This is a genomic window from Streptomyces sp. NBC_01142, assembly GCF_026341125.1.
Lineage (GTDB): Bacteria > Actinomycetota > Actinomycetes > Streptomycetales > Streptomycetaceae > Streptomyces.
Genome location: NZ_JAPEOR010000002.1, coordinates 494,016 through 518,023 on the forward strand (window position 1 = coordinate 494,016; position 24,008 = coordinate 518,023).

Annotated in this window: 19 protein-coding genes; 3 read left to right on the forward strand and 16 right to left on the reverse strand. The window is 69.1% G+C overall.

The window, feature by feature from the left end; all coding sequences use genetic code 11:
- The first annotated feature begins 541 nt into the window (after positions 1–541).
- Positions 542–976: a subtilase-type protease inhibitor gene (locus OG883_RS19655; RefSeq protein WP_266542682.1), complete on the forward strand. Its 435-nt coding sequence runs from the start codon at positions 542–544 to the stop codon at positions 974–976.
- A 176-nt stretch (positions 977–1,152) separates the two neighbouring features.
- Here the strand turns inward: OG883_RS19655 and OG883_RS19660 are convergent, their stop codons facing one another.
- Positions 1,153–2,334, reverse strand: a complete 1,182-nt coding sequence (locus tag OG883_RS19660) for a S1 family peptidase (protein ID WP_266542684.1) — start codon at positions 2,332–2,334, stop codon at positions 1,153–1,155.
- Between the two features lie 310 nt (positions 2,335–2,644).
- Between OG883_RS19660 and OG883_RS19665 the strand changes: the two genes are divergently transcribed.
- Positions 2,645–3,499, forward strand: a complete 855-nt coding sequence (locus OG883_RS19665; RefSeq protein ID WP_266542686.1) for an alpha/beta fold hydrolase — start codon at positions 2,645–2,647, stop codon at positions 3,497–3,499.
- 80 nt (positions 3,500–3,579) lie between these two features.
- Here the strand turns inward: OG883_RS19665 and fxsT are convergent, their stop codons facing one another.
- The 5 genes from fxsT to fxsA all read right to left on the reverse strand — a co-directional run bounded on the left by fxsT (position 3,580) and on the right by fxsA (position 12,186).
- Entirely contained in the window at positions 3,580–7,521 is a 3,942-nt protein-coding gene (fxsT, locus tag OG883_RS19670; protein WP_266542688.1) for an FxSxx-COOH system tetratricopeptide repeat protein, read from the reverse strand.
- The gene (locus tag OG883_RS19675) at positions 7,505–8,842 is read right to left on the reverse strand and encodes a TIR-like protein FxsC (protein ID WP_266542689.1); all 1,338 of its coding nucleotides are present in this window, start codon (positions 8,840–8,842) and stop codon (positions 7,505–7,507) included. The genes fxsT and OG883_RS19675 overlap by 17 nt, the downstream gene beginning before the upstream one ends.
- Before the next feature lie 112 nt (positions 8,843–8,954).
- Positions 8,955–9,665, reverse strand: a complete 711-nt coding sequence (locus OG883_RS19680; protein ID WP_266549219.1) for an AAC(3) family N-acetyltransferase — start codon at positions 9,663–9,665, stop codon at positions 8,955–8,957.
- A gap of 58 nt (positions 9,666–9,723) precedes the next feature.
- Positions 9,724–12,012 carry a radical SAM/SPASM protein FxsB, inactivated metallohydrolase extension form gene (gene fxsB / locus OG883_RS19685; protein WP_266542690.1) on the reverse strand — a complete coding sequence of 763 codons (2,289 nt, stop codon included), beginning with the start codon at positions 12,010–12,012 and terminating at the stop codon, positions 9,724–9,726.
- A gap of 9 nt (positions 12,013–12,021) precedes the next feature.
- On the reverse strand, positions 12,022–12,186 hold the full coding sequence (gene fxsA / locus OG883_RS19690; RefSeq protein ID WP_266542692.1) for an FxSxx-COOH cyclophane-containing RiPP peptide: 165 nt from the start codon (positions 12,184–12,186) through the stop codon (positions 12,022–12,024).
- A gap of 233 nt (positions 12,187–12,419) precedes the next feature.
- On the opposite strand from fxsA, the gene OG883_RS19695 reads away from it, so the two are divergent.
- Positions 12,420–13,322, forward strand: a complete 903-nt coding sequence (locus tag OG883_RS19695; RefSeq protein WP_266549222.1) for a DUF4231 domain-containing protein — start codon at positions 12,420–12,422, stop codon at positions 13,320–13,322.
- A gap of 54 nt (positions 13,323–13,376) precedes the next feature.
- Here the strand turns inward: OG883_RS19695 and OG883_RS19700 are convergent, their stop codons facing one another.
- From OG883_RS19700 to OG883_RS19745, 10 genes are all read right to left on the reverse strand, one after another.
- Positions 13,377–13,856 (reverse strand): hypothetical protein, encoded by a 480-nt coding sequence (locus tag OG883_RS19700; RefSeq protein ID WP_266542694.1) that lies wholly within the window; start codon positions 13,854–13,856, stop codon positions 13,377–13,379.
- A 128-nt stretch (positions 13,857–13,984) separates the two neighbouring features.
- A complete protein-coding gene (locus OG883_RS19705) occupies positions 13,985–14,884 on the reverse strand; it encodes a S1 family peptidase (protein ID WP_266542696.1) in 900 nt (299 codons plus the stop codon).
- A 244-nt stretch (positions 14,885–15,128) separates the two neighbouring features.
- On the reverse strand, positions 15,129–15,929 hold the full coding sequence (locus OG883_RS19710; protein ID WP_266542698.1) for a DUF1684 domain-containing protein: 801 nt from the start codon (positions 15,927–15,929) through the stop codon (positions 15,129–15,131).
- A gap of 4 nt (positions 15,930–15,933) precedes the next feature.
- Positions 15,934–17,235, reverse strand: coding sequence for an NtaA/DmoA family FMN-dependent monooxygenase (locus tag OG883_RS19715; protein WP_266542699.1), 1,302 nt, complete (start codon positions 17,233–17,235; stop codon positions 15,934–15,936).
- The gene (locus OG883_RS19720; RefSeq protein ID WP_266542701.1) at positions 17,232–18,299 is read right to left on the reverse strand and encodes an LLM class flavin-dependent oxidoreductase; all 1,068 of its coding nucleotides are present in this window, start codon (positions 18,297–18,299) and stop codon (positions 17,232–17,234) included. The genes OG883_RS19715 and OG883_RS19720 overlap by 4 nt, the downstream gene beginning before the upstream one ends.
- A gap of 22 nt (positions 18,300–18,321) precedes the next feature.
- Positions 18,322–19,302, reverse strand: coding sequence for an ABC transporter substrate-binding protein (locus OG883_RS19725; RefSeq protein ID WP_266542703.1), 981 nt, complete (start codon positions 19,300–19,302; stop codon positions 18,322–18,324).
- 34 nt (positions 19,303–19,336) lie between these two features.
- Positions 19,337–20,089, reverse strand: a complete 753-nt coding sequence (locus OG883_RS19730) for an amino acid ABC transporter ATP-binding protein (RefSeq protein ID WP_266549225.1) — start codon at positions 20,087–20,089, stop codon at positions 19,337–19,339.
- Between the two features lie 5 nt (positions 20,090–20,094).
- Positions 20,095–21,018 (reverse strand): amino acid ABC transporter permease, encoded by a 924-nt coding sequence (locus OG883_RS19735; RefSeq protein ID WP_266542705.1) that lies wholly within the window; start codon positions 21,016–21,018, stop codon positions 20,095–20,097.
- Between the two features lie 44 nt (positions 21,019–21,062).
- Positions 21,063–22,844, reverse strand: a complete 1,782-nt coding sequence (locus tag OG883_RS19740; protein ID WP_266542707.1) for an FAD/NAD(P)-binding domain-containing protein — start codon at positions 22,842–22,844, stop codon at positions 21,063–21,065.
- Complete coding sequence (locus OG883_RS19745) at positions 22,841–23,704, reverse strand: amino acid ABC transporter permease (protein WP_266542708.1); 864 nt, start codon at positions 23,702–23,704, stop codon at positions 22,841–22,843. The genes OG883_RS19740 and OG883_RS19745 overlap by 4 nt, the downstream gene beginning before the upstream one ends.
- Positions 23,705–24,008: the final 304 nt, after the last annotated feature.

The following is a 24,008-nucleotide window of genomic DNA, read 5'->3' on the forward strand; positions in this document are numbered from 1 at the left end:
CCTGGTCATCGGGGCGCCGGCACCCCGGCCCCCTTTCCGCAGAAGGGGCACGCAGGAGCCATGAACCACAGGCGCGAGGTGTGCGACGGCACATACGCCGTCACACACCTCCCCTCCGGCCGTCGCGCGGGCTCCCGTAGCACTGCCACCCAAGGGATGAATCGCAACTCCCCCACGCGATACGCCTGTTGTGGTTTCCACAGCGCAACAGCGAAGGGCCGTCCGGGGGGCATGCCGGGCGACACTCTTCGCAACCGCAATTCGGCCATTGCTGCCGCGCCCCCGGGCAGACGCAGCCACCATCCCCCCGCCAGACAGCAGGACTTTCCGGCCGGACGGCCGAATGGCCCGCACCCCGGCTCCCCGCTGACCGCACACCGCACCCCACCCCTTGCGTGACACCCGCCACCACACGAGTTCACGCCACTACTCTCAGCTTTCAACCAGTGACCAGAAGTGATCGCGCAATGTGCGTTTGGGATGCATTCGAGTAAGACTCTCGTCCGCTAGCTGCAACGACGAGCCAAAGGGAGTGTTCGCAATGCGGTACATCACTGGAGGAATCGCGCTGGGCCTCGCCGTCAGCCTGGGTGGACTGGCGCCCAGCGCCGGCGCCCAGCCGGCTCAGCCGCCGGAGCCGCAAAGCCTGTACGCACCCTCGGCGCTGGTACTCACCGTCGGCCAGGGCGCCGATGCCGCGACGGCCGGGATCCAGCGCGCCGTGACGCTGAGCTGTACCCCGACCACGACCGGAACCCACCCGGACCCCGCCGGAGCCTGCGCCGAACTGCGCACCGCCGACGGAAACTTCGACACGGTGACCATGGCCCCCTCGGACCGCATCTGCACCAAGGAGTGGCGCCCGGTCGTGGTCACGGCGGAGGGTGTCTGGGAAGGGCGCCGCGTCTCGTACGAGCACACGTTCCCCAACCTCTGCGGGATGACGGACGGCAAGGGCCGGATCTTCGCGTTCTGAGCGGTCACGTCCGTGCTGAACGGTCACGCGCGAACGGCCACGTGGTGAACAGGGACACGATCAACAGGGACACGGTCAACAGGGACACGGTCAACAGGGACACCAGGAGGCCCCCGGACAGCACCAGCTGTCCGGGGGCCTCGGGTCTGGCACGTGCCAGTGGCGCTACCGCCGGGTCAGCCGATCTCGGCGCCGAAGGTCGAGAGCGCCTCCGTCACCGGCTGGAAGAACGTCTCGCCGCCCGAGGTGCAGTCGCCGCTGCCGCCCGAGGTCAGGCCGATCGCGGTGTCACCCGCGAAGAGGGAGCCGCCGCTGTCGCCCGGCTCGGCACAGACCGTGGTCTGGATGAGACCGTTGACGATGTCGCCGTTGCCGTAGTTGACAGTGGCGTCGAGGCCGGTGACCTCACCGTCGTGCACCTGGGTGGTGGAACCGCTGCGCTGCACCTTCATGCCGACGGTGGCCTCGCCCGCCTTGGTGATCGCCTGCGCGCTGCCGTTGTAGAGGTTCACCTCGCTCGGGTGCTCGGCGTCGCCGCTGTACTTGACGAGTGCGAAGTCGTTGTCGGGGAACTGCGAGTCGACCATCGAGCCGATCGCCGCGCCGCCCGCGGAGTCGGACCACTCGCTGCCGGTCTCCCCGCAGTGGCCGGCGGTGATGAAGTGGGGTTCGCCGCCCTTGACCACGTTGAAGCCGAGCGAGCAGCGTCCGCCGCCCGAGTGGATGGCGTCGCCGCCCGAGACGAACGGCTTGAACTCCCCGGCCGACTTCTTCAGCTCGGCCTTGCCGCCGAGACCCTTCACCACCTGGGTGAGCTGGGTCCAGTTCGCGCCCTTGACCGTACGGTCGGCGGTGACGACCACCTTGTTGGTGACCGGGTCCACGGCCCAGGAGGTGCCGGGGATGGTCGCCTTGTCGGTGAGGGTCGTGCGGGCGGTCTTCAGCTCGGCGAGCGTGTTCTCCACGACTCTGGCCTTACCGCCCGCTTTGCGGACAATCTGGGCAGCGGTGTCGTCGACCACGTTCACCACGAGAGCCTTGGTCTCGGTGTCGTAGTACGCACCGGCCTCGTCGGCACCCAGGTCCGCGCTCAGCGTGGAGGCAAGATTTCCGGCCGCCACCACCGACAGCGGCTTGACGGTGAACTGCTCAGTGTTGTCACTGGCGTTCGCACTCTGGAAGGTGACGCCCGCGGCGATCAGCGCGACGATCGCGCCGCCTGCCATCGCCGCTTTCCTCTTGGGCATGCGTCGGTGCTTCAACATCGACCTCCTGTGGGGGCCGCGGCCGGACAAGTGGGGTGCCCGGACACGGAGGATGGGGCGCCCACTATTCCGATACCGATCGGTAGCACACAAGGCCGACTTCAGGACGCGCACACGACAACGCGAGGGCGTTCACAGCGCCTTCACAGGAACTGTCGCCACTGGTCGGTTTCGATTGCGAACACCGCGTGCATCGCCGCATGGGCGCTGCGTGAGGACTAGACCTGTCCTGTTTTCGACTCTGCGTATATCCGCGCCTCTTCGACGGTAGTTCCCAAATGACGTCAAAGGGAGTCCCGCAAAGGGCCCCTGATGGGTCATCATCGAAGGGGTGGGGAAATGCCTGGCTCACCACGGCTTCATAGGGCACGCACAACGAAGGGGGCGCCGGGTGCGACGTCGGATGCGCGCGACGGACGGGCGGCATCTGATGGTGGAGCGTCTGGGGGATCCGCACGGCAGACCGGTCTTTCTGCTGCACGGCACACCGGGCAGCCGGCTGGGCCCGGCACCGCGCGGCATGGTGCTGTACCAGCGCGGTACGCAACTGATCGCGTACGACCGCCCCGGCTACGGCGGTTCGGACCGGCTGGCGGGACGCAGCGTCGCCGATGTGGCCCAGGACGTACGGGCGATCGCCGACGAGCTGGACCTGGAGCAGTTCGCCGTGGTGGGCCGCTCGGGCGGCGCGCCGCACGCCCTGGCCTGCGCAGCCCTGATGCCCGAGCGGGTCACCCGGGCCGCGGCGCTGGTGACACTCGCCCCCAGGGACGCGGACGGGCTCGACTGGTTCGAGGGCATGGCCGCCTCCAACGTGACGGAGTTCACCAGGGCCTCGCTCGACCCGGTCGGCCTGGCGGAGCGGTTCATCGTCCGCTCCGCCGAGATCAGGAAGGATCCGATCCGCCTTCTCGACGATCTGCGCAGGGAGCTGACCGACTCCGACCGGATGGTCGTCGCGGACGCGGGCGTCAGGTCCATGCTCCTGCGCAACTATCAGGAGGCGCTGCGCACTTCGGCGTACGGCTGGATCGACGATGCGCTCGCCTTCTGCAGCCCCTGGGGCTTCGACCCCGCCGACATCAAGAACCCGGTCATGCTGTGGCACGGGGAGAAGGACGTCTTCTCACCCGTGGGCCACTCCCGCTGGCTCGCGGAGCGCATCCCGGGCGCGACGGCCGTCCTCGAACCGGCTGCCGCGCACTTCGACGCCCTGCACGCGCTTCCCCGGATCCTCACATGGCTCCTGGACCACTAGAGAGTGTTTGATCTTGCCGCCGGCACAGCCCTCAACGGCCGGACGGGCTGATGTCGGCCCGTCCGGCCGTTGCGGACAGTTCAGACCGCCAGCGGCTCCAGATCGCGGTGCACCCTGCGCTCGTCGCGCGCGAGCCGGGTCAGCGCATGCTCGTCGCCCAGCAGCCGCTGCAGCTCATCCACGGTCTCCGCCCGCAGCTGCGCCGCCTCGTCCTTGCGGCCCAGCATGCCGAGCGTGACGGCCACGTTGGAGGCGACACCGAGCACCTCGGGATGGTGCGCGCCCAGCACCTCGCGCAGCCGGGCCACGGTCCGCTGCTCGATCGCCAGCGCCTCCTCGAGACCGCCCAGATCCGCGAGCGCATTGGCCAGATTGATGGTGCTGAAGAGCGCGTGCGGGTGACTCTCCCCCAGGACCTCCCGCATGGTCCTGGTCACCCTCAGCAACAGCTGCTCCGCCGCCTCCGGAGCGCCGCAGCCCCACTGGAAGATGCCGAGGTTGTTGATGGCGGCCAGGGTGTACGGGTGCCGGTCCCCCGGCACCTTCGTGTACTGGTCGACGACCTCCTGCGCCAGATCGCGCGCCGCCACCGGCTCACCGGCCGCGAACAGGTCGGCCGCCAGGTTCAGGTCGCAGGCCAGCGAGTCCGGGTTGGCCGAGGTGTACTTGGCGCGGTAGCGGTTGCGGGTGGCTGTGGTGAGCCGCCGCGCGTCCTCCAGGCGGCCTGCTCTGCGCAGCGAGACGGCAAGGCTCTTGGCCGCGGCGAGCGTGCCCGGGAAGGCCCGGCCGAGCTGCTCCTTGTACAGGTCGTAGGTACGGCTGAGCATGGAGACCGAGTCCTCGTACCGGCCGACCTCCCGCAGGTCCCGCGCCAGATTCATGGCCGAGGAGAGGGTGTACGGATGGTCCGGGCCGAGCACCTCGGTCCGCCGGTCGAAGACCTCCTGGTCGATCTCGCGCGCCTTGGCGTACTGGCCGACCATGCGCAGGTTCAGCGCCAGGTTGTTGGCTGCCGCGAGCGTACGCGGATGGGACTCGTGGAAGATCTGGCTGAATCCCTCGTGCGCCTGTGTCGCCAGTTCCATGGCCCTGCCGTAATCGCCGAGGGTGCCGAGGTCCATCGCCAGACCGCTGGTGGTCATGTACGTATGCGGATGGGACGTCCCCAGCACCTCCTGCTGACGCTCCAGGGTCACCTCGTCCAGCTCCTTGGCCTCCACATAACGGCCCTGCGAGCGAAGGATGTTGGAGAGGTGGAAGCGGAGGTAGAGGTACTGCAGATCGTCGTTGCCGAGCTTCTCCTTCCAGATCTCGCGCAGTTCGCCGCCGAGCGCCGAGGCCGCGTTCCAGTCACCGCGCTTCCACAGATAGCGCACCCGGTCGATCATCAGCCGGCGTGTCTCCGGCTCCTTGCAGAACCGGGCCTCCGAGGGGCCGAGGTGCGGCCAGATGGTGGCGAACCGCGGCCATGTCTCCGGGTTGTCGATCGGCTCGTCGTCGTCGGGCCGCGCACCGGCGAGGACCCGGTGGACGGCGTGCCGCGCGTCCCGCTGCTCCTGCTCGGACAGCTGGGCGCGGATCACGGCCTGCACCAGCCGGTGCACCTGGATGCTGTTGGAGACCTGATCGACCTTGGCCAGCGCGAACCGGCCGATCTCCCGGATGACCCGGCCGAGCACCAGCTTCTCCTGGAGCGAGGAGTCGTACGGCTTGAGCGCGTCGATCATCTCCTTGCTGTAGAGGAGGTTCGCGGAGATCGGCTCGGGCGCGAAGAAGGCGCAGAGCTGGAGGAGGCGCACCGCGGCGGGCGATCGCTCCTTGAGCCGCTCGATGGAGACGTTCCAGGTCGCGGCGACCGGCTCGGGATACCCGGCGGGCTGGTTGAGCGCCAGGACGCTCGCCGCCTGCTCCCTGAGCTGCTCCAGATACTCGGCGACCGGGGTCGCCGTCTCCGCGATCCAGGCCGCGGCCTGTTCGACGGCGAGCGGCAGGTCGCCGACGGCCGTGGCGACCTGGTCGGCGTCCTGGATGCTCAGCCCTCGGGCACGCCGCTGAAGGTGCTCGATGGACTCCTCGCGCAGAAACACATCGACGGGCAGCGCATCTCCGTACTGCGACCACGACTGGTTTCTGGAGGTGACCAGGATGTGTCCGGGTCCCTGCGGCGGGAAGAAGCGCTTGAGCTGCTCGGGGTCGTCGGCGTTGTCGAAGACGAGCAGCCAGCGCGTGGACGGCACCCCGCGCCGCAGCAGGTCGATGGCCTCCTGCGAGGCGGCCGCCATGTCCTCGCCGCCCTGGGCGCCCAACCGGACGGCGAGTTCGGCGAGCCCGGCCACCACATCGTCGGGCTGCTCGGCCGAGATCCACCAGACCAGGTCGTAGTCGGCCATGAAGCGGTGGACGTACTCCAGCGCCACCTGCGTCTTTCCGACGCCGCCGAGTCCGTACAGGGTCTGTGGCTGGGGCAGCACCGCGGCCACGGCCATCCCACCGCCGAGCTGGTCGCGCATCCGCTCCAGCACCACCGAGCGCCCGGTGAAGCCGGGGTTGCGGGGCGGTGCGTTCCAGATCTTCGGCACGGTGCCGGGGAAGCGCGGTCCCGGCGACGACCCGTCGGGGAGCTGGACCGGCCGGTCCAGCGCGCGCAGCAGCGAGGTGGTGGCGTGGACCTCGTCGAGCCGGAAGAGATCCACCGGGTTGCGGTCGATGTACGGGGTGGTGAGCCGGACGTCGCCCACTCTGATCGGCAGCAGATGCCGCCGACCGCCGCCGGGGTCCTCGGCCGCGGCCCGCGCCCAGACCTCCACCGCCCTGGCGGACTTGAGATAGGCGCTGGAGAGCAGCACGACCGTACGGGCGGCGTTCTCTGCCGCGGCCGCGTCCGCGTCGACCGCGTCCGGTTCGGCGGAGACATCGCGCGGCACGACCCGGAAGCCGGCCCGGGTGAGCACACTCTCGACCCAGTCGGCCCACATGCGGTTCTCGGCCACATAGCTGAGGAAAAGGTCGGCGGGCAGGGCGGGGCGGCGGCGGGTGAAGGCGTCCCTGATCCGGAGCCTGGCCTCCTCGCCGACCTGCGGCATCGCGGTGATCTGCTGGTCGGTGACGACGGAGGTGAGCCGTTCGAAGGCGGAGAGCAGGGAGTTGGTCAGCCCGGCGTCGTCGCCGAAGGTGGCGAGCGTCTCCTCGTAGGCGTAGTAGGGCCGGTACGGAATCTCCACCGCGCCCCAGTAGGCGGTGAGCTCCTCGCCGGACAGGCCGGTGGGGAAACGGTCGAACTTCAGCCGGGCCAGGGCGCGTCCGGCGTCCGCCTTCTCCTTCTCCCCCTCGTCGATCCGCATCGGCACCGGGAAGATCTTGATACCGCGGCCGCCGTACCGCTCGTCGATCTGCCGGGCGACCGCGGCGGCGCCGTCGATGGACTGGTCGCTGAGGGTGAAGCAGTCGACGAGGATGTCGGGCAGATGGACGGTGCAGATGTCGGCGATGTCGCTCAGGCCGGTGCGGCTGTCGATGAGGACGTAGTCGTAGTTGGCCTTCATGTCGTCGCGCAGGGCGTCGAAGAAGTGTCCGCCGCCGAGCCGGTCGTAGAAGTTGTCCCAGTCGAAGGTGGAGACCGTCGCCGAGTACTCGCGGTTCTGTTTGCCCGCGGAGACGAAGTCGAGCGTGCCGCCCTCGGGGAACTCCCAGCCCAGTGCCTCCGGGGTGAGGGAGACAGCGTGCGGCTGGATACGTGCGTAGTCGATGTGCCAGTCGTCGCGGCGGGGTTCGGGGCTGGTCGCGGCCCAGGCGTACTCGGTGATCAGATCGATCACTCCGGTGGTGGCGCCGAGCGTGGAGGGATCCAGGAACGGGTGGAAGAAGCGGTGCAGGCCGGGCGCTTCCAGGTCCCAGTCGACCGCCAGGACCCGCCTTCCGTTCGCGGCGAGAATCCAGGCCGTGTTGGCCAGGGCCATCGTGCGGCCCGTACCTCCCTTGTACGAGTAGAAGGTGACGATGCGCCCGTCACGACTGGCTGTCATCCGTGTCCTCCGCATCGGGGGCGATGTCACGCATGTTCGGGACGTAGTGCGTGGTGCCGTACTCCGCCGCCATCGGGCCGCGGAGCCGGGGCCGTTCGATCGGGGCCGCTCCGGGCCGCGCCGCCGGCGGGAAGACCTCGGCGTGGCGCAGATACTCCTGGGCTGCCGACTCCACCACCTGGGGCAGGATCTGGCCGAAAGCCTCCATGCTGAGCACGCCCTTGGCGGCTGCCCGGCAGGCGGCGCGTCCCTGGCGCATCTGGTGCGGCATTGTTCGTTCCAGCTTCTCCACCAGCTCGGCCTCCGATATCCGGCTCTGGGGGTCGTCACGGTTCCAGGGGACGACGACGCTCACCCAGGGGCGCGGCTCCGCGTCGAAGGCCGCGAGTCTCTCGCGCCGCTCCTCGTCCTCAAGGGCCCAGCGGTCGACGAGAAGTATCTCGGGCCGGGTGGGCGGCTGACTGATGTCGGGCGGTGTCTCGTGGTCGAAGGAGGAGACTGTCGCCTGGTAGTTGAGGGAGCGCACCAGATCCTGGGCGACGTACGCCAACGGCCGTGCGGAGTCCGGATGGTACGGATTCCAGTCCTGCGACTGCTTGCCGTAGTAGTCGGCGGCCCGGCCGTCGGGAAGGTCGTGGCTGGTGGGCGCGGCGACGGTGACATGCATCGGGCGGGGGCCGCCGGTGGGCTTGCCGAAGGCACTGGGCGCCTGTCGGTAGTCGACGGGGCTGCCGGAGCCCACGCGCGTCGTGTCCGCCACGCTGACAATGCGTTTGGCCAGTTCATAGACGGCTGCCTCGTACTCCTCGGCGAATATTCGGAGTTTGATCAGTCCGTAGAGACCGTCGGTCACATACCGGTCCCCGAAGGCACGGTGGTTGAACTGCAACCGCTCTGCGGGTCCGGGGAGTTGCTCCGGCGGCATCGGCACCCACAGTGCGGGCACGATCGCCTCCGCCGGCTTGTTGCTCTTCGCCTGGTGGTAAATGGCCCGCTGGGCGAAGGCGTACCACTCCTTGCCGCACATCTCGCTGGCGAAGTACCTCGGCGAGAAGAGCGGAACGAACACCCGGCAGGTGGAGAGCACTTCGCCCAGCCGCTCCGACCAGCCCTCCCCCGAACGGATCTCCCGGTCCATGAACCCGGCAGGAGCGCCGGCCGGCAGATCGGTCATGGCCATCACATGACCGCACAGATCACGGAAGAGCCGCTCGACCCACATATCGGGGTCCGGTCCCCCTGCCCCGTACCGCGGTGTGTGCGCATAACTCAAGAAGAAGTACGGCCGATGGTCCGCCGCTCGCTGCGATGAATCTGACACACGACCCCCGTCCTGTGTGAACGCCCGCCCCCGCACTCACGAGCGAGGAAGGCTGCGAGCTAATTAATCATTCCGGAGCAGGACACTCTCCATCCCCCCGACGTTCAGTCAATCAACACCGCTTTTCGGTCATCCAGCTCTGTGCATGGTCGACCGCGTCCTTGATCGAGAACAATCTTGCGGGCCTTCCTCCCAGTTGTCCCTTCTGCTCCGTCCCCCAGGGGAAGGTGGCGCCGATCGCGTCGAAATCGCTGTCGTCCAGTTCGACATCGGTGTACTCGGCCCATTCCTTGCCGCCGCCAGGTCGCTGCACCACACAACGATAGGTGCGCCGGGGCGATCCGGTCCGGTATTCGGCGAGATGGAATGCCGTACACACGGCGAAATCGACATCGATCATCAAAACCTGCGCCCCGGCCCGGTACAGAGCCCCGAGCGGCGAATGCTCACCGAGATGGGATTCCAGTGGATGATCTGCGAGCAGTTCCGCGGCACGCCGTCCCAGCCCGGCGAACGAGGACTGCGGATGGGCGCTGCGTACGGCTCCTTCGGCGGTCCGTACGGACTCGGCCAACCGGCCCATCCCCTGGCTGCGTGAGGTCGCGGCGTCAAAGGCCGGCATCTCCGCCCGGAAGGCCGCCGCCTGCTCGGGTGTCATCCCCCGCACCCGTGCCAGATACGAGTGGGAGGTGTCGGAGTTCTCCATGGTGAAGGCGGGCACCACCAGGGTGCCGTCCTTGCCCAGGACCTCGGTCAGCGCGTCGCGCAGGGTGTCCGCGTCCAGTCCGGTGAAACGCAGTGAGGCATGGACGAGGAGCGTCATGCCCTCCTGCAGGCCCAGGCTCCTCAGTGCACGCACCGGCCGGTTCGTGCGCCCGGACTCAGCCACGGCCGGCCTGTTCGCGGAGGTCGGCGACCAGACGCCTGCCGCTGACAGTCAGTTCAGCGGTGCGTTCCAGCGTCCGCAGCGCCTGTCCTGCCTGCTCCTGCTCCACACCTCCGGCTGCGGGCCCCAAGGCGGCCAGGCCCACGCGCTCGTACGCCCCGGCCAGCAGCTCGGACACCGGAACCGGCTCGTGCTGCCAGGGCGCCGGGTGGCGCCACCAGCCGTCCTGTGCATAGAGATCCGCGACCTGGGACAGGGCCTGGAGTGTGGCCTGCCGAAAGCCCCGCAGCAGTGCGGTCGCCACATCCGCGGGCGTGCCGCGCAGCGCGAGGCCGAGCGCTCCATAGGCGTGCCGGCCCACGGACGGCTCGCCAGGGGGCTCTGCGGAGGCCAGCGGCGTCAGGGTGGTGAGCGACCCGGCGAGCTCGGCGGCCTGCTCCGGTACGCCCGCGCGCAGCAGGGCCCACGCCTCGGTCAGCAGCGTGGCCCGGGCGGCTTCATCGCTCTGGCCGCGCTCTTGTACGGCCCCCTCGAAGCAGTCCCGGTACGGATCGATGTCGTCGATCACCAGGCCCGGCCAGCCGTCCAGAGCGAGCCGCTGCACGGGCCGCCAGGCGCGAGTGGCTTCGACACGGGTGGCATCGGCGCCTGTGGCTTCGGCACAAGTGGCTTCGGTGTGGGCGGCTTCGTTGAGGCGTACGGTCCACGGCTCGTGGCCGCGCACACGTACCTGGAAGGCCTTCTCGCTGCCGCGCACCTCGGCCTCGCAGTACGCCCCCACGCCGTCCAGACGCAGCTCTCCGAGGGTCGGCAGCCGGAGCCTGCCGTCGTGGCAGTCCACCAGCACGGGGAGGTCGAGCCCGCCCCGTACGGCCGCTGCGGCGACGTACGACGACAGCCGGCGGGCGAGCTGCGGTGCCTCCGGCCGCCCCTCGCGCAGGGCGTCCAGACAGGTGTGCAGCCAGGTGCGGGTGTAGGGGTGGGCGCAGATCTCGTCGAGCCCGTCCGACGTCCGTTCGACAGCTGACGCCAGCTCCCAGGCCGTCTGCCATGCCGCGCCGCCGCGGCCGTCCAGTTCCTGGTGGAGGTCGGCGAGCATGGTGCGGGTCAGATCCTGTTGCAGGAAGAGCAGCGCTCCGGGGTCGGTCACGGCCGGGGAGACCATCGCGGCGGCCGTGCGCTGCTCGATGCCCAGGATCAGCGCCTCGAGGTCCGTGCAGTACACGGAGGTGTTGTCGAAGTCGTTCGCGGAGCGGTAGCGGTGGGTGTAGAGCCCGCCGCCGCAGGACCGTACGACCGGGCACTGCCGGCAGGTCTCGCTCACTCCGGCGAGCCCCAGTTGGCGCGCCCTGACGCCGGGGTGGGCGGCCACCTCGTCGAAGGAGTGGGCAAAAACATCGAATCCGGTGGCGGCCGCGCCTTCGTAGGCGCTCTTGAGCGAGTCGACCTGTTCGAGGGTGCCGTCGGTTTCGACGACGACGAGGTCGGTGGGCGCAAGGCCGAGGGATTCGGTGAGGCTGGGGCCGCCGCCGAGGGTGGAGAGCACGGATTCGAAGAGCCGCACCGGTACGTTGCGGCCCTGCGCCTCCCAGCGGTCGAAGATCGCGAGGATCCAGTCGGCGTAGGCGGTCGGCGATCCGTCCGGCCGGGCCGGCGGGTCGTCCCAGGTGGCGTGCGGCAGCAGAAAGTCGATGCGCGGGGGGTCCAGCTCGGTCAGCGCGTCGTACACGGCGATCGGGTCGTTGGCCACGTCGATCGTGCAGAGGAGCCCGAGGTAGAGATGGCGGTACTGCTCCTGCCGGAGCAGGTCGACGGCCTTGAGGACCAGGGGGTGACTGGTGCGGCCGTCCGCGAAGCGGCGGTGCCGGTCGTTCGCGCCGCGGTCCCCGTCGAGGGAGATGCCGACCTTGACGTCGTACTCGCCGAAGAGGTCGAGATAGCGGGGGCTGAGCTGCAGGCCGTTGGTATGGATCCGCAGATCGAGATCGGCGACCGAGTCGAGGGCTCCGGTCAGCTCCTCGCAGATGCGTCGCAGTCGTGCGGGTCCGGCGAGCAGAGGCTCCCCTCCGTGCAGGATCACTGACACGGAGGGCAGGGCATGGCTCTTGGCATGCTCGGCCAGTCGCAGAGCTGTCCAGGAAATCGCTTCGTCAGAGATTGCCTTCGGGCGGGTACGCCAGCTCTGATCAGCGTGTTCGTAGATATAGCAGTGGTCACAAGCAAGATCACACCTGCTGTGGACCTTCAATACGATCTCGCGGAAAGGGACCAGGGGTCCAGTCATTCCACCAGTCTAGAGCGCCGAGTTGAAGGTGGAAGCACGCACAGTCCGGTCCGCAGAAGCGGGGAGCACTCGGGCCAGCTTTTTGGCGGCTTCTGCACCACGCACATCGATCTGTGCCAGCGGGACGCGATTCTTCTTCGCAGCGGCGAAGGAGGCGGAGGTCTGAATCGTCATGAGGGGCCGTCCTTGATGTTGTGTCCAGCGCAGCTGCCATGCACCGTTGCGGTGCCCGGCGGCACGACTTTACTCTCATGGCCACCCGCAGCAACTCAGCACATGGACATGGAACAAAAGAGTTTCGCGGCATTCTCGCAGGACAGTACGGAACAAGCCATTCCGCCTAAAGAGTGAAGACAAAAGCGCAGACGGGGGCGCGCATGTCCAGGAATCCCGGTCCACTGCAGAGCATGGTCTTCCGCAACACTGATCTGCCCGTCCTCTTTCACCGCACGGACACCATCGCCATCGCGCGCCAGCGCGAAGCCATCGGCGCCACCCGCTCCCAGCTGCTGCTCCTGGTCCTGGGCGCGGCGCTCGCGGCGCTGCCGTCCTCGCTCAGGCTCGGCAGCACGTTCCAACTCGCCGGCGCACTGAGCGCGTTGGCGTACGCCGGGGTGCTGGTGCTGAGCTACCGCTCGTCCCGGCACAGAGCAAAGTCGCACTGGCAACTCAACCGTTCCGCAGCGGAGTTCATCAAATCGATGTGCTGGCGGTACGCCGTCCACGGAGCGCCCTTCGACTCCCGTTGCACCGATCCGGACGGGCTGTTCACCACGCGCCTGGAGGAAGGGCTGCGGGAGCTGGCGAAGGTCGGCTGGCAGGACCCGCGGACAAACGACCAGGAGGCGGCCGCCGGTGACCTGCTCACCACTCCCATGCGGCGGCTGCGCGCCAAGCCGTTCAGTATCCGCAAGGAGACCTACGTCAGGGACCGGCTGATCGAGCAGCGCAACTGGTACCACCGGCGCACGGAGATCTCCCGTCGCGCCACCACACTCTGGTCCTTCTCGATCGGGCTGCTCACCCTGCTGGCGCTGCTCCTCGCGATGCTGCGGACCTTCTCGGTCGCCGAATCCGTCGATATGGCGGGCCTGCTGTCGGCTGCCGCGGCGGCCTGTCTGGCGTGGAGCGAGATCCGGCGCCATCAACCGCTCATCGCAGCACACTCCTTGGTGGAGGAGGATCTGGCGGCCATGCATACGGCGATGGAGACCACGATCACCGATGTGGAGTGGCCGTCGGCGGTCTACGAGACGGAGCGCATCGTGTCACCTCAGCACACCGACTGGCTTGTCAGACACCGGAGTTGAGAGAATGTCAGGTCAGCCTCGCTGAACGTCAGGTCAGCCTCGCTGAATGTCAGGTCAGCCCCGCTCGAGGCCCTCGCGCCAGATGACCGTCACGGGCTTGCCGCGCTCGCGTGCGTAGCGGACGATGTCGCCCGTGCCGCCGAGGCCGCGGGCGGGGCGGCCGTCCCAGACGGCCAGGAGGCGGTCGCAATGGTCGGCGATGTAGGCGCCCGCCGCGTAGTAGGCCTCATCGGTGGAGTACGGGAAGCCCAGTTTGACCTCCCGGCTGGCCCGGCCCCTGAGGTCCTGGTAGCGGGCAAGTTCGCCGGGGGCGGTGAAGCCCCGTTCGTAGTCGCCGCTGGGGATGACCACGGTCAGCTCCGCCCCGCAGGCCAGCGCGATGTCCGCGAAGAGCTGGTCGGCGCCGACCGCCAGGCTGCTCAGGGCCTCCATCGCGCCCTGGTAGCCGCTGAGCGCTGCGCGCATTCCGGCACGGATATGGGCATAGCCCTCGGGAGGGATGCCTCGGTGGCCGGTCACTCCAATGCGATTCACTGACCCGCAACCCCCGTCCGTCCAGTGCCCGACCGCTCCCCCAATCCTCTCAAAAGCGGGCGCGACGTCGAGCCCCCGTCCGTTGCGGGGACGAGGGCTCGACTGCTGCCGGTTGCGCTGGTGGTACGTCAGTAGACGCTGACTCCATAGGCGCTGAGGGCCTCGGTCACCGGCTGGAAGAACGTCGTGCCGCCGGAGGAGCAGTTGCCGCTGCCGCCGGAGGTCAGGCCGATGGCCCGGCTGCCGGAGTAGAGCGGGCCTCCGCTGTCGCCCGGTTCGGCGCAGACGTTGGTGCGGATCATGCCGTAGACGACATCACCGCCGCCGTAGTTGACCGTGGCGTTCAGTCCGGTGACCCGGCCGCTGTGGGTGCCCGTGGTGGAGCCGCGGCGGGTGACGGACATGTTCACCGTGGCGTTGGCCGCGCTGGTGATGTCGACGCTGCCGACGGTGCCCGGGTGGGCGAGCGAGGTGTTGTCGTACCTCACGATGCCGTAGTCGTTGCCCGGGAAGCTGGATCCGACCGTGGGGCCGATGCTCGTGGTACGCGAGGAGTTGGTGTACCAGGGCGGGTTGCCGTCGGTGCAGTGGCCGGCGGTCAGGAAGTAGTAGGTGCTGCCGCTGCGGACGTTGAAGCCCGCGGAGCAGCGCCAGCTGGTGGCGTAGACGGCGTCGCCGCCGGAGATGAGCTTGGAGAAGGTGCCGGGGGTGCGCTCGATGCGCAGCGCGCCGGCGTTGGATCCGGCCTCTTGCCTGATCTTGGCTATCTCGGCCTGGGAGACGGTGCTGTCGGCCGTGACGACCAGGGTGCTGGTCGCTCTGTCGATGTGCCAGGCGGTGCCTGCCACATTCGCGTCGAGTACGGCGTCACTCGCGGCGGTGAGCTGGTTGGCGCTGAAGGTCTGTGATGAATCGGCGCTGGCGGCGGGGACGGCCAGCGCTGCGGCGGCGAGCAGACCGGTGGTGACGGCGAGCAGACGCGTGCGTCTCGCCGCGCCACTGCGGGGGATGGTGCGCTTGATCCTCACTTGTCGTTCCTCCCGAGGGGAATCGGGGGCCCGCTGTGGGGTTCCGGGCCCGTGAGGCGCAGCCAGTGAGCACCTTCGCTTTTCGGACAGGCGGTACTCCTGACAAGCGCTGTTCGGGAGTATTCGGGGCGTCAACTTCCGGCGCAAGGGCGCCTTTCGGCCGCGCAGCGCAGGCCACACGTGCGGCCCCGGCTGCTCGGTGGCCGCCGGGGCTGCGCTGCGTGTGTCCGGCCAGTGGGACGGGTCAGCGGCCCAGGAGGTTCCGCTCCCCCGCGGGGACGCCGGCCACGAGGGTGTTCCCGGGCGGCGGGAACGGGCAGATGAAGTGGTCCGCGAAGGCGCACGGCGGCAGCAGGGACCGGTTGAAATCGACGGTCACCGAGTTGTCGGCGGCCGGTGCGCAGGGCCGCAGAAAACGGAAGCGGTAGCTGGTGTCTCCGCTGGTGGCGTCCGCGAAGACCGCCCAGAGCGAGCCGTCGGGCTCGACCGCGACATGCAGCGTGCACTCCTCACCGTCGAGCGCGAAGACGATCTCACCGCCGAGGCCGAGCCCGCGCTCCCGTCCGTCGGCGTTCTCCACCCGTACGCTGCGGTGCTCGTACGGACGGAAGCGGCCGGGCAGCACCCATCGGGCGTCGTACGCCGTCACGTCGATGCCTCTGAACGCCTGCCGCGCGGGTGAGGCCGGGTCGAAGTCGCGTACCGCCCACAGCCCCTCGCGGCGCAGGAGCACCAGACGCCGCTCGCCGTGCGCGACCCGGGATTCGGAGATCGGGCCATGGTCGGCGGTGAGACGGATCCGGCCGGTGAGGGGCTTGCCGTCGACGGACAGACGGTCGTCGGCCGAGGCGGTCAGCACCACCTCGCCGCCGTCCTCGGTCCATGTCCCGGGGACGGCCGGAACTCGACCTTCCGGGTAGTCGGCGAGCCAGTGGGTGCCGGTGAGCGACAGCGGGCCGTACGGCGCCGAGACGGTGGCGGTGCGCTGTTCGTGCCACGTCTGCCAGTTCCGCCGGCCCGGGGCCGTCTGTGCGTCCGAGCTCATGCGGTCAGCCTTTCCACACCGGCTCGGCGAGCCCGAGGTGCGACCGCAGCGTCGCGCCGGAGTACTCCGTACGGAAGGCCCCGCGCTCCTGGAGGAGCGGTACGACCTCCTCGACGAAGTCGTCGAGGCCGCCGGGGGTGAGATGGGGGACGAGAATGAAGCCGTCGGCCGCGCCCTCGGCGACGAACTCCTCCATCTGCGCGGCGACGCTCTGCGCGCTGCCGATGAAGGACTGCCGGCCGGTGGTCTCGATGACGGTCTGCCGGATGGACAGACCCTTCGCCTGCGACAGCGCCCGCCACTTGGCCGCGGTCGCGAAAGGATCAGCGATCTTGACCCGGCCCTGGACGAGGGCGGAGTCCGGGTCGGGATCGATGTCGGGGAGGGGGCCTTCCGGATCGTACGAGGAGAGATCGCGGCCCCAGATCAGCTCCAGGGCGAGGATCGCGTTCTGCGGGGAGACCTGCAGGCGCCGGATCTCGGCGGCCCGCTCCTGCGCCTCGGCGTCGCTGTCGCCGATGACGAAGGTGACGCCGGGCATGACCTTGAGGCCGTCCGGGCTGCGGCCGTAACGCGCCAGGCGCCCCTTGACGTCGGCGTAGAAGGCACGGCCCGCCTCCAGCGTGCCGTGCCGCGTGAAGATCACGTCGGCGGCGGAGGCGGCGAACTCCCGGCCCTCGTCGGAGTCGCCCGCCTGGATGACGACGGGGTGGCCCTGCGGCGAGCGTGGGACGGTGAACTCTCCCTCGATCGCGAAGTGCCGGCCGTCGTGGGCGAAGGGACGAGCAGCCCCGGCGGGTGACCAGGAGTCCCAGAGCGCACGGGCGACGGAGACGAACTCGGCGGCCCGGGTGTAGCGGTCGGCCCGGTCGAGAAAACCTCCGCGCCGGAAGTTCTCCCCGGTGAAGCCGTCGGAGGAGGTGACGACGTTCCAGGCCGCCCGGCCGCCGCTGAGATGATCCAGGGAGGCGAGCCTGCGGGCCAGTTCGTACGGCTCATTGAAGGTGGCGTTGACCGTGGCGGCCAGGCCGAGCCGCTCGGTGACGGCTGCGAGCGCGCTCAGCACGGTGAGGGACTCGGGGCGGCCGACCACGTCCAGGTCGTGGATGCGTCCGTTGTGCTCCCGCAGCCGCAGCCCCTCGGCGAGGAAGAAGAAGTCGAACAGTCCGCGCTCGGCGGTGCGGGCGAGATGTTCGAAGGAGGAGAAGTCGATCTGGCTCTTCGAGCGGGGGTCGGCCCAGACGGTGGTGTTGTTGACGCCCGGGAAGTGGGCGGCGAGATGCATCTGTTTGCGTACGGCGGTCATGAGGTTCCCCCGGCGAGGGCGTACTGGTTGGCGGGGCGGGCGAGACCCAGGTGTTCACGGAGCGTGCCGCCCGGATAGAAGGTGCGGAAGAGGCTGCGGTGCTGGAGCAGCGCCACGGTGCCGTTGACGATCCGCTCCAGGTCGCGTCCGGGTGCGAGAGGCACCAGATGGAAGCCGTCCACGGCCCCGTCCTGGTGCCACTGGGTGATCAGATCGGCGAGCTCGACCGGGCCGCCACTGAAGTACGAGCCTCCGGCGGCGAGTTCCGGCCTGCTCTCCAGGCCCGGCTCAGGCGACGCCTCCACCTCGCCGAGGTCGACAGCGAGGGATACCAGCACCCGGATCGCTTCCGGGTCGCGGCCGTGGGCGGACGCCCGGCGGCGCACGTCCTCGCGGATCACGGCTGCCTTGTCGGGTGCGCCCGCCCGCACGAGTACGACATCTGCGTGGCGGGCCGCCTCCTCCCTGCTCGCCGTCCCGGTCCCGTCGACGACGGTCACGGGGTGGCCCTGTGGGGGCCTGGGGACGATGGACGGTCCGCGGACCGAGAAGGCGGAGCCCTCGAAGTCGACATGGTGCAGCTTGTCGCGGTCGATGAAGCGCCCTGTCGCTGTGTCGCGAATCTCGGCGCCGTCCTCCCAGCTGTCCCACAACCGCCGTGCCACATCGGCGACGTCGCCCGCCTCGCGCCACAGATCGGTGGCGGGGGCGGCCGGGCGACGGCCGAAGAGCCGGGCCTCGGTCTCGGTTGTCGACACGTCGACGGTCCAGCCGGCCCGGCCGCGGCTCACCCAGTCGAGGGTGGCGACGGCCGTGGAGACATGGAAGGGCTCGGTGTGGGTGGTGGTCACGGTCGGCACCAGACCGATCCGTTCGGTGGCGGGGGCGATTCTCGACAGCACCGCGAGGGCGTCGAGTCCGGGCCGCGCGAAGGAGTCGCCCAGCGTGACGAAGTCGAGGGCGCCCCGCTCGGCGAGACGGGCGAGTCCGACGTAGTGGTCGGCGTCGTAACGCGCCGGGCCGTCGAGCGCGACAGCCAGGTGCAGTGGACGGATGGCAGACATGGTGGAGGCCTCTCCTGCTCGGTCAGTTCTTCGGCCGGGGCAGGCCGGGCGGGTTGATCTCCGACTTCGGTACGGCCTCGCCGCTGAGCCCCCAGCGCTTCAGGACCTTGGCGTACGACCCGTCCTCGATGACGTGGTCGATGGCAGCCGCGTACGCCGCGACCAGACCGCTGTCCTTCTTCGTGGTCGCGGCGATCTTGCCCTGGACGAGGTCGCCGCCACCGGAGATCTTGCCGACGATCTCAGTCTGGCCCGCCGATGCGACGTGGTAGGCGGCCGACGGATTCGGCCCGAGATGGGCGTCGATACGGCCCGACTGGAGCGCCAGGTAGTAGTCGGTGTCCTTCTGGAAGTACTTGATGTCCACCGGCTTACGGCCGGCCTTCTCGTTCTGCTCGCTCCAGTCGATCAGGATCTTCTCCTGGTTGGTCCCGGAGGAGACGGAAATGGTCTTGCCCGCCACGTCCTTGGGTCCGTTGACCTGCCAGTGACTGCCCTTCCTCGCCTCAAAGGCCACGTCGTCGAGGCGATAGGTCGCGAAGTCGTACTTCTCCTTGCGCTCCTCCGTCACCGTGACGTTGGAGAACACGGCATCGAACTTGGAGCTGTCCAGGCCGACGAAGAGGTTCTCCCAGGAGACCGCCTCGAAGTCGGCCTTGAGCCCGAGGACGTCGGCGACCAGCGTGGCGATGTCGATCTCGGAGCCGATCCGGGTCTCGTCGTCGGTGGCGTAGAAGCCGAGTGGTGGCGAGGCATCAGCGCTGGCACCGAGCTTGAGCGTGCCCCGCTTGCGGACGGCCTCGGGCACTGTGGCGGCGATCGCCTCGACCTTCTTCCCGCGGATCCGGTTCTGGTCGGGGCCGATGTTGACCCCTGGGCCCTTCTGCCCCTCGGGCCTGACGTTGTCGGAGGCGGCGCTGCTGCTGCCTCCGCAGGCGCCGAGCAGGGCCGATGCGGCGATCGCGGCGACGGCTGCGGCGAGGGAACGGCGAGTGCGGTTCATGTGAGGGCTCCTGAACAGAGAAATCGACATGGGGTCAAAGGACCTTGGAGAGAAAGGCACGGGTGCGTACGTGCTGCGGGTTGTCGAGTACGTCACCGGGCGCGCCCTGTTCGACGATGCGGCCGTCGTCCATGAAGACCACGGTGTCGGCGACCTCACGGGCGAAACCGATCTCGTGCGTGACGACGATCATGGTCGTGCCCTGCTGCGCCAGGTCCTTGATGACATCGAGGACTTCGCCGACCAGCTCGGGGTCGAGGGCAGAGGTGGGCTCGTCGAAGAGGAGAAGCTTCGGTTCGAGAGCGAGCGCACGGGCGATGGCGACGCGCTGCTGCTGCCCGCCGGAGAGTTGCTTGGGGTAGGCGGACGCCTTGTCGGCGAGGCCCACCCGGGCGAGCAGCTTCTCGGCCGCGGCGACAGCCTGCTTCCTGGGGCGGCCGAGCGCCGAGACGGGCGCCTCGATGATGTTGTCGAGGACGGTGAGATGCGGGAAGAGATTGAAGTTCTGGAAGACGAAGCCGATCCGGGTCCGCTGCTTGAGGACTTCACGCTCGCGCAGCTCGTAGAGCTTGTCGCCGGAGCGGCGGTAGCCGACGAGCGTGCCGTCGACGCTGATCCAGCCGCTGTCCACCTTCTCCAGATGGTTGATGGTGCGCAGCAGGGTGGACTTCCCCGAGCCGGAGGGGCCGAGGACGACGGTCACCTCTCCGGCATCGACCTCGAGGTCGATGCCGCGCAGCACCTCAAGCGTCCCGAAGCTCTTGTGCACGGACCTGACTTCGACCATGGCGCTCATCGCGCGGCCCCCTTGGCGTAGTGACGTTCGACGTAGTGCTGGAGGACGGAGAGTGCGGTGGTCAGAAGGACGTACCAGGCGGTGGCGACCATCAGCAGGGGCACGACCCTGCCGTTACGGCCGTAGATGACCTGGACCTGGTAGAAGAGCTCACCGATCGCCATGACGGAGACGATCGAGGTGCCCTTGAAGAGGGAGATGACCTCGTTGGCGGCGTTCGGCAGGATCGAACGCATCGCCTGCGGCAGCACGATCCGTCGCGCCTGCCGCAGCTTGGGGATGCCGAGCGCGGCCGCGGCCTCCAGCTGCCCGCTGTCCACGGCCAGTACGCCACCGCGCACGATCTCCGCGGCATAGGCGGCCTGGTGCAGTGCGAGCCCGAGGACTGCCGCGCTCATCGCCCCGACGAGTCCCATGGTGTCGAAGGAGAAGAAGCCCGGCCCGAAGGGGATGCCGAACTGCAGCTCCTTGTAGAGGTAGGCGAGGTTGAACCAGAAGAGCAGCTGCACGATGAGCGGGATCGACCGGAAGGCCCAGATGTAGGCGAATGCCACCGACTTCAGGAACGGACTCGCGGACAGCCGCATGAAGGCGAGCACGATGCCGAGAGCGAATCCGAGCGCCGTGCCGTAGAAGGTCAGCTGCAGGGTGATCCAGACCGCCTTGACGATCACTTCGGCCGTGAAGAATTCGGCGAACACCTCCCACTCCCAGCCGGGATTGGTGGCGAGCCCGTGCACGAACTGCGCAAGGAGCACGGCGGTCACGGCGACCGCGGCCCAGCGCCAGGGGTGCCGCACCGGCACCACTTTCAGGGTGCCGTGGTCGTCCCTGGCGACCGTGGGTGGCGCTGGATCGACGGGAGGGTCAAGAGGGGGAACGCTGGGTGGGTCAAGAGGGGGATCGCTGGTGAGCGACATGGGTTTCCTCGGGTCCGGATGTACGGGAACAGGCGACGCCGCGGTCAGGCGGTGAGCGGGGCCCGACAGAGGAGGTCGCGCAGGAAGCCGAGCGCGGCGCGCGCGGTGGCGTCGTTCTGCCGGAAGGCCGGTCCGCCCGTGCGCGGCCGGGTGAAGGCACCGCCCGCCCGGGCGGTGGTGTGCGGGCCCAGCGCGAAATGGCGCGGATGCGGCCGGCCCGAGCGGTCGAGAACACGGCCGTCCGCGGGGTCGACCGAGAGCAGTCCCGTGGGGGTCGCGGCGGCGCCGTCTGCGTACAGCGCGCGCAGCAGCGGGCTTCGGGTGAGCTCCAGCGAGGGCTCGGGCAGCCGGGCCTCGACCAGCGCCCGGGCCTCGGTCCACTGCCCCGGCACGCTGGCGCTGCCCGCCCGGAATATCCCGCGCTCCTCGTCGGCCTCGACGGTGATGCCCGCCCCGAGGAAACGGACGACACCCGCGCGGGAGAGGGCGAGGAGCTGGCGCAGCCTGGGCCCGGGCGGGCCGGATGCGAGATAGCTGAAGAAGCCGTGCCACCGGCCGCCGATGTCGCCGAGCCGGGTCAACTGCCCGTAGACGGAGAGCAGTCCGAGGAAGACGGCGAGGTCCTCGCTGTGGGCGGGGTCGTGGCGGCGGGCGAGGTTGTCTCTGATGTAGGTGCGCATCCCGTCCTGGAGTGCTGCGCACGTGGGGAAGCGCACCCCGTCCAGCGGGTGGTCGAGCGCTTCGAGGTCGAGGCGGTCGGCCGGGTCGGGCACGGAGGCGGCGACCAGGGTGTGCAGTTCGGGGCTGCCCGGCTCGGCGGCGGCGTACTTCTCCTCGAAGTCGGGCCAGTCGACCGAGGTGCGCTCGGAGTGGGCGGTGAAGAGACGGTGGTAGTGGGCGAAGCCGAGCTCTTTGTCGATGAGTGGCCACACGTCGCGCCGGAAGTCGACGGGGCCGGGCCGGGCCCGCAGTGCGTCGATCTGTCCGGGTCCGAAGAAGCGTGGCAGCGGGGGCCGTTCGCCCTGCGGGCCGTAGCCGATCTTGGAGTGGTACGGGACACCGCGCCGGGATCCGACGTACAGGACGGGCTCCCGGCCCGACGGCACATACTCACCGTTCTCGTACCGTCCGCCGCGCCCTTCCGTGAGCAGCACCATCAGATCGATGAAGGCCAGTCCGAAGCCACGGACGATGACCTGCTCGCCGGCCAGGATGTTGTCGAGGTCGCTGTCCGCTGTGAAGTCCGGCGGCAGATGGAGCAGCCCGTGACGTTGCGCGAAGTCGGACAACTCCCTTTGCTTTTTGTCGAGTTCGGCGTCGAGGTGACCGAGCGTGAGCACCACCAGGTCGGCGGTCAGCGGCTGCGGACGCCCTTCGAGCCAGACCCGCTGGCGGCCCTCGCGCGGGCCGCTGACGCGCAGCGCCCGCGCCCTGTGCTCGTGCACGGTGACGGTCGGCGGCAGGGCGGCGACGGCATCCTCGTAGACCCAGCGCAGATACTCTCCCTGCTGCTGTCTGCCGGGAAAGGCCTGGCCGTCGAGACCGGCCCACTCGGCGAGCGTGGGGCCGGGCCGCACCGGACCCTCCTGCACGACCGTGTCGTCGGTGAACATGGTGACGTCCTGGGCCATGGAGTTCATCCACAGCAGCGGGGACTGGTCCGCGCGCCAGATGCGGCCTCCGCCCGGCGGGTGCGGGTCCACCAGATGGATGTCCAGCGGCAGATCCCCGTACAGCTCGGGGGTGTTGGCGGCCAGTCGCTCCAGGAATCCGGTCCCGCGCGGACCGGCTCCGATCACGACGATGGACGGTGCGGGCGGCGTCATCGCGCACCGGCCGTGCCGCGGGCGTAGTACTTCTCGACGTAGTGCTGTCCGACGCTGAGCAGCGAGGTCACCACGACGTACCAGAGGGTGGCGACGAGCAGCAGCGGGACGACCTGGTAGGTGCGGTGGTAGACGAGCTGCACCGAGTAGAGGAGGTCCTGTACGGCGATGACGCTGACGATCGAGGTGCCCTTGAGGGTGCCGATGAGCATGTTTCCGGCCGGCGGCACGATGGAGCGCATCGCCTGCGGCAGGACGATACGGCGCAGCCTGCGCATGCGCCCCAGGCCGAGCGATTCGGCGGCCTCGATCTGTCCGCGCTCGACGGAGAGGATGCCGCCGCGCACCACCTCGGCGGCGTACGCGGCCTCGTGGAGCGTGAGCCCGATGATCGCGATGGTGACGGGGCCGAGCAGATCGACGGTCCTGACGCCGAGGATCTGCGGGTAGAGCGCTCCGATGTTGAACCAGAACAGCAGCTGCACCAGGATCGGCGTCGAGCGCAGCAGCCAGGTGTATCCCCAACTGACGTTACGCAGCACCGGATTGGCGGACAGTCGCATCACGGCGAGGAGCGTGCCGAGGGCGAAGCCCAGCACCATCACGACGCCCGTCAGCCAGAGGGTGAGACCCAGGCCCCGCAGTACGGACGTGGAGGTGAAGTAGTCGCCGACGACGTCCCACTGGAAGGCGTCATTGCGTACGACGGAGGTGACGGCGCCCGCGAGCAGGAGCAGGACCACAACTGCGGCCAGCCACTGGCCCGTTCGGCGTACGGGCACGATGCGCGGCTGCACGGCGTCGGTCTTGGACGGCGGAGCCGCGGGAGATTCGGGGAGGGTGTCTGTGGGCACAGCCATGCGAAGGCTCCGTGGATGCAGAGATCGAACACGGGAATGCCTTCACCAGAAACACAACGTGGACCGAGCCCCTCAGCACGATCCGCTCCTGAGGCTAAGCGGTGTGCACGGCTCACTGTCAAGCCTGTCCACACTGTGAGCCTTGCGTCTCAGCACAGTTGACGAAGAAACGGATGCCTGTTCCACTTGGACCATGCATTCGCAGCAGTGGCTGGTCACGCGCTCCCACATCGACTTCGGTCGAGTGTGGTCCTCTTCCTGTTGAGCTGACCCCTCTGCCTTCCCGCTCGCGCGTCTTCGCGCG

Excerpts from the sequence above, each read along its gene's own strand:
- OG883_RS19710 (WP_266542698.1), bottom strand. The coding sequence starts at position 15,929 with ATGAGCTCGGACGCACAGACGGCCCCGGGCCGGCGGAACTGGCAGACG.
- OG883_RS19735 (WP_266542705.1), bottom strand. The coding sequence starts at position 21,018 with ATGTCGCTCACCAGCGATCCCCCTCTTGACCCACCCAGCGTTCCCCCT.
- OG883_RS19725 (WP_266542703.1), bottom strand. The coding sequence starts at position 19,302 with ATGAACCGCACTCGCCGTTCCCTCGCCGCAGCCGTCGCCGCGATCGCC.
- OG883_RS19665 (WP_266542686.1), top strand. The coding sequence starts at position 2,645 with ATGCGCGCGACGGACGGGCGGCATCTGATGGTGGAGCGTCTGGGGGAT.
- fxsA (WP_266542692.1), bottom strand. The coding sequence starts at position 12,186 with ATGACGATTCAGACCTCCGCCTCCTTCGCCGCTGCGAAGAAGAATCGC.
- OG883_RS19715 (WP_266542699.1), bottom strand. The coding sequence starts at position 17,235 with ATGACCGCCGTACGCAAACAGATGCATCTCGCCGCCCACTTCCCGGGC.
- OG883_RS19730 (WP_266549225.1), bottom strand. The coding sequence starts at position 20,089 with ATGGTCGAAGTCAGGTCCGTGCACAAGAGCTTCGGGACGCTTGAGGTG.
- fxsB (WP_266542690.1), bottom strand. The coding sequence starts at position 12,012 with ATGACTGGACCCCTGGTCCCTTTCCGCGAGATCGTATTGAAGGTCCAC.
- fxsT (WP_266542688.1), bottom strand. The coding sequence starts at position 7,521 with ATGACAGCCAGTCGTGACGGGCGCATCGTCACCTTCTACTCGTACAAG.
- OG883_RS19655 (WP_266542682.1), top strand. The coding sequence starts at position 542 with ATGCGGTACATCACTGGAGGAATCGCGCTGGGCCTCGCCGTCAGCCTG.
- OG883_RS19720 (WP_266542701.1), bottom strand. The coding sequence starts at position 18,299 with ATGTCTGCCATCCGTCCACTGCACCTGGCTGTCGCGCTCGACGGCCCG.
- OG883_RS19680 (WP_266549219.1), bottom strand. The coding sequence starts at position 9,665 with ATGACGCTCCTCGTCCATGCCTCACTGCGTTTCACCGGACTGGACGCG.
- OG883_RS19740 (WP_266542707.1), bottom strand. The coding sequence starts at position 22,844 with ATGACGCCGCCCGCACCGTCCATCGTCGTGATCGGAGCCGGTCCGCGC.
- OG883_RS19695 (WP_266549222.1), top strand. The coding sequence starts at position 12,420 with ATGGTCTTCCGCAACACTGATCTGCCCGTCCTCTTTCACCGCACGGAC.
- OG883_RS19745 (WP_266542708.1), bottom strand. The coding sequence starts at position 23,704 with ATGGCTGTGCCCACAGACACCCTCCCCGAATCTCCCGCGGCTCCGCCG.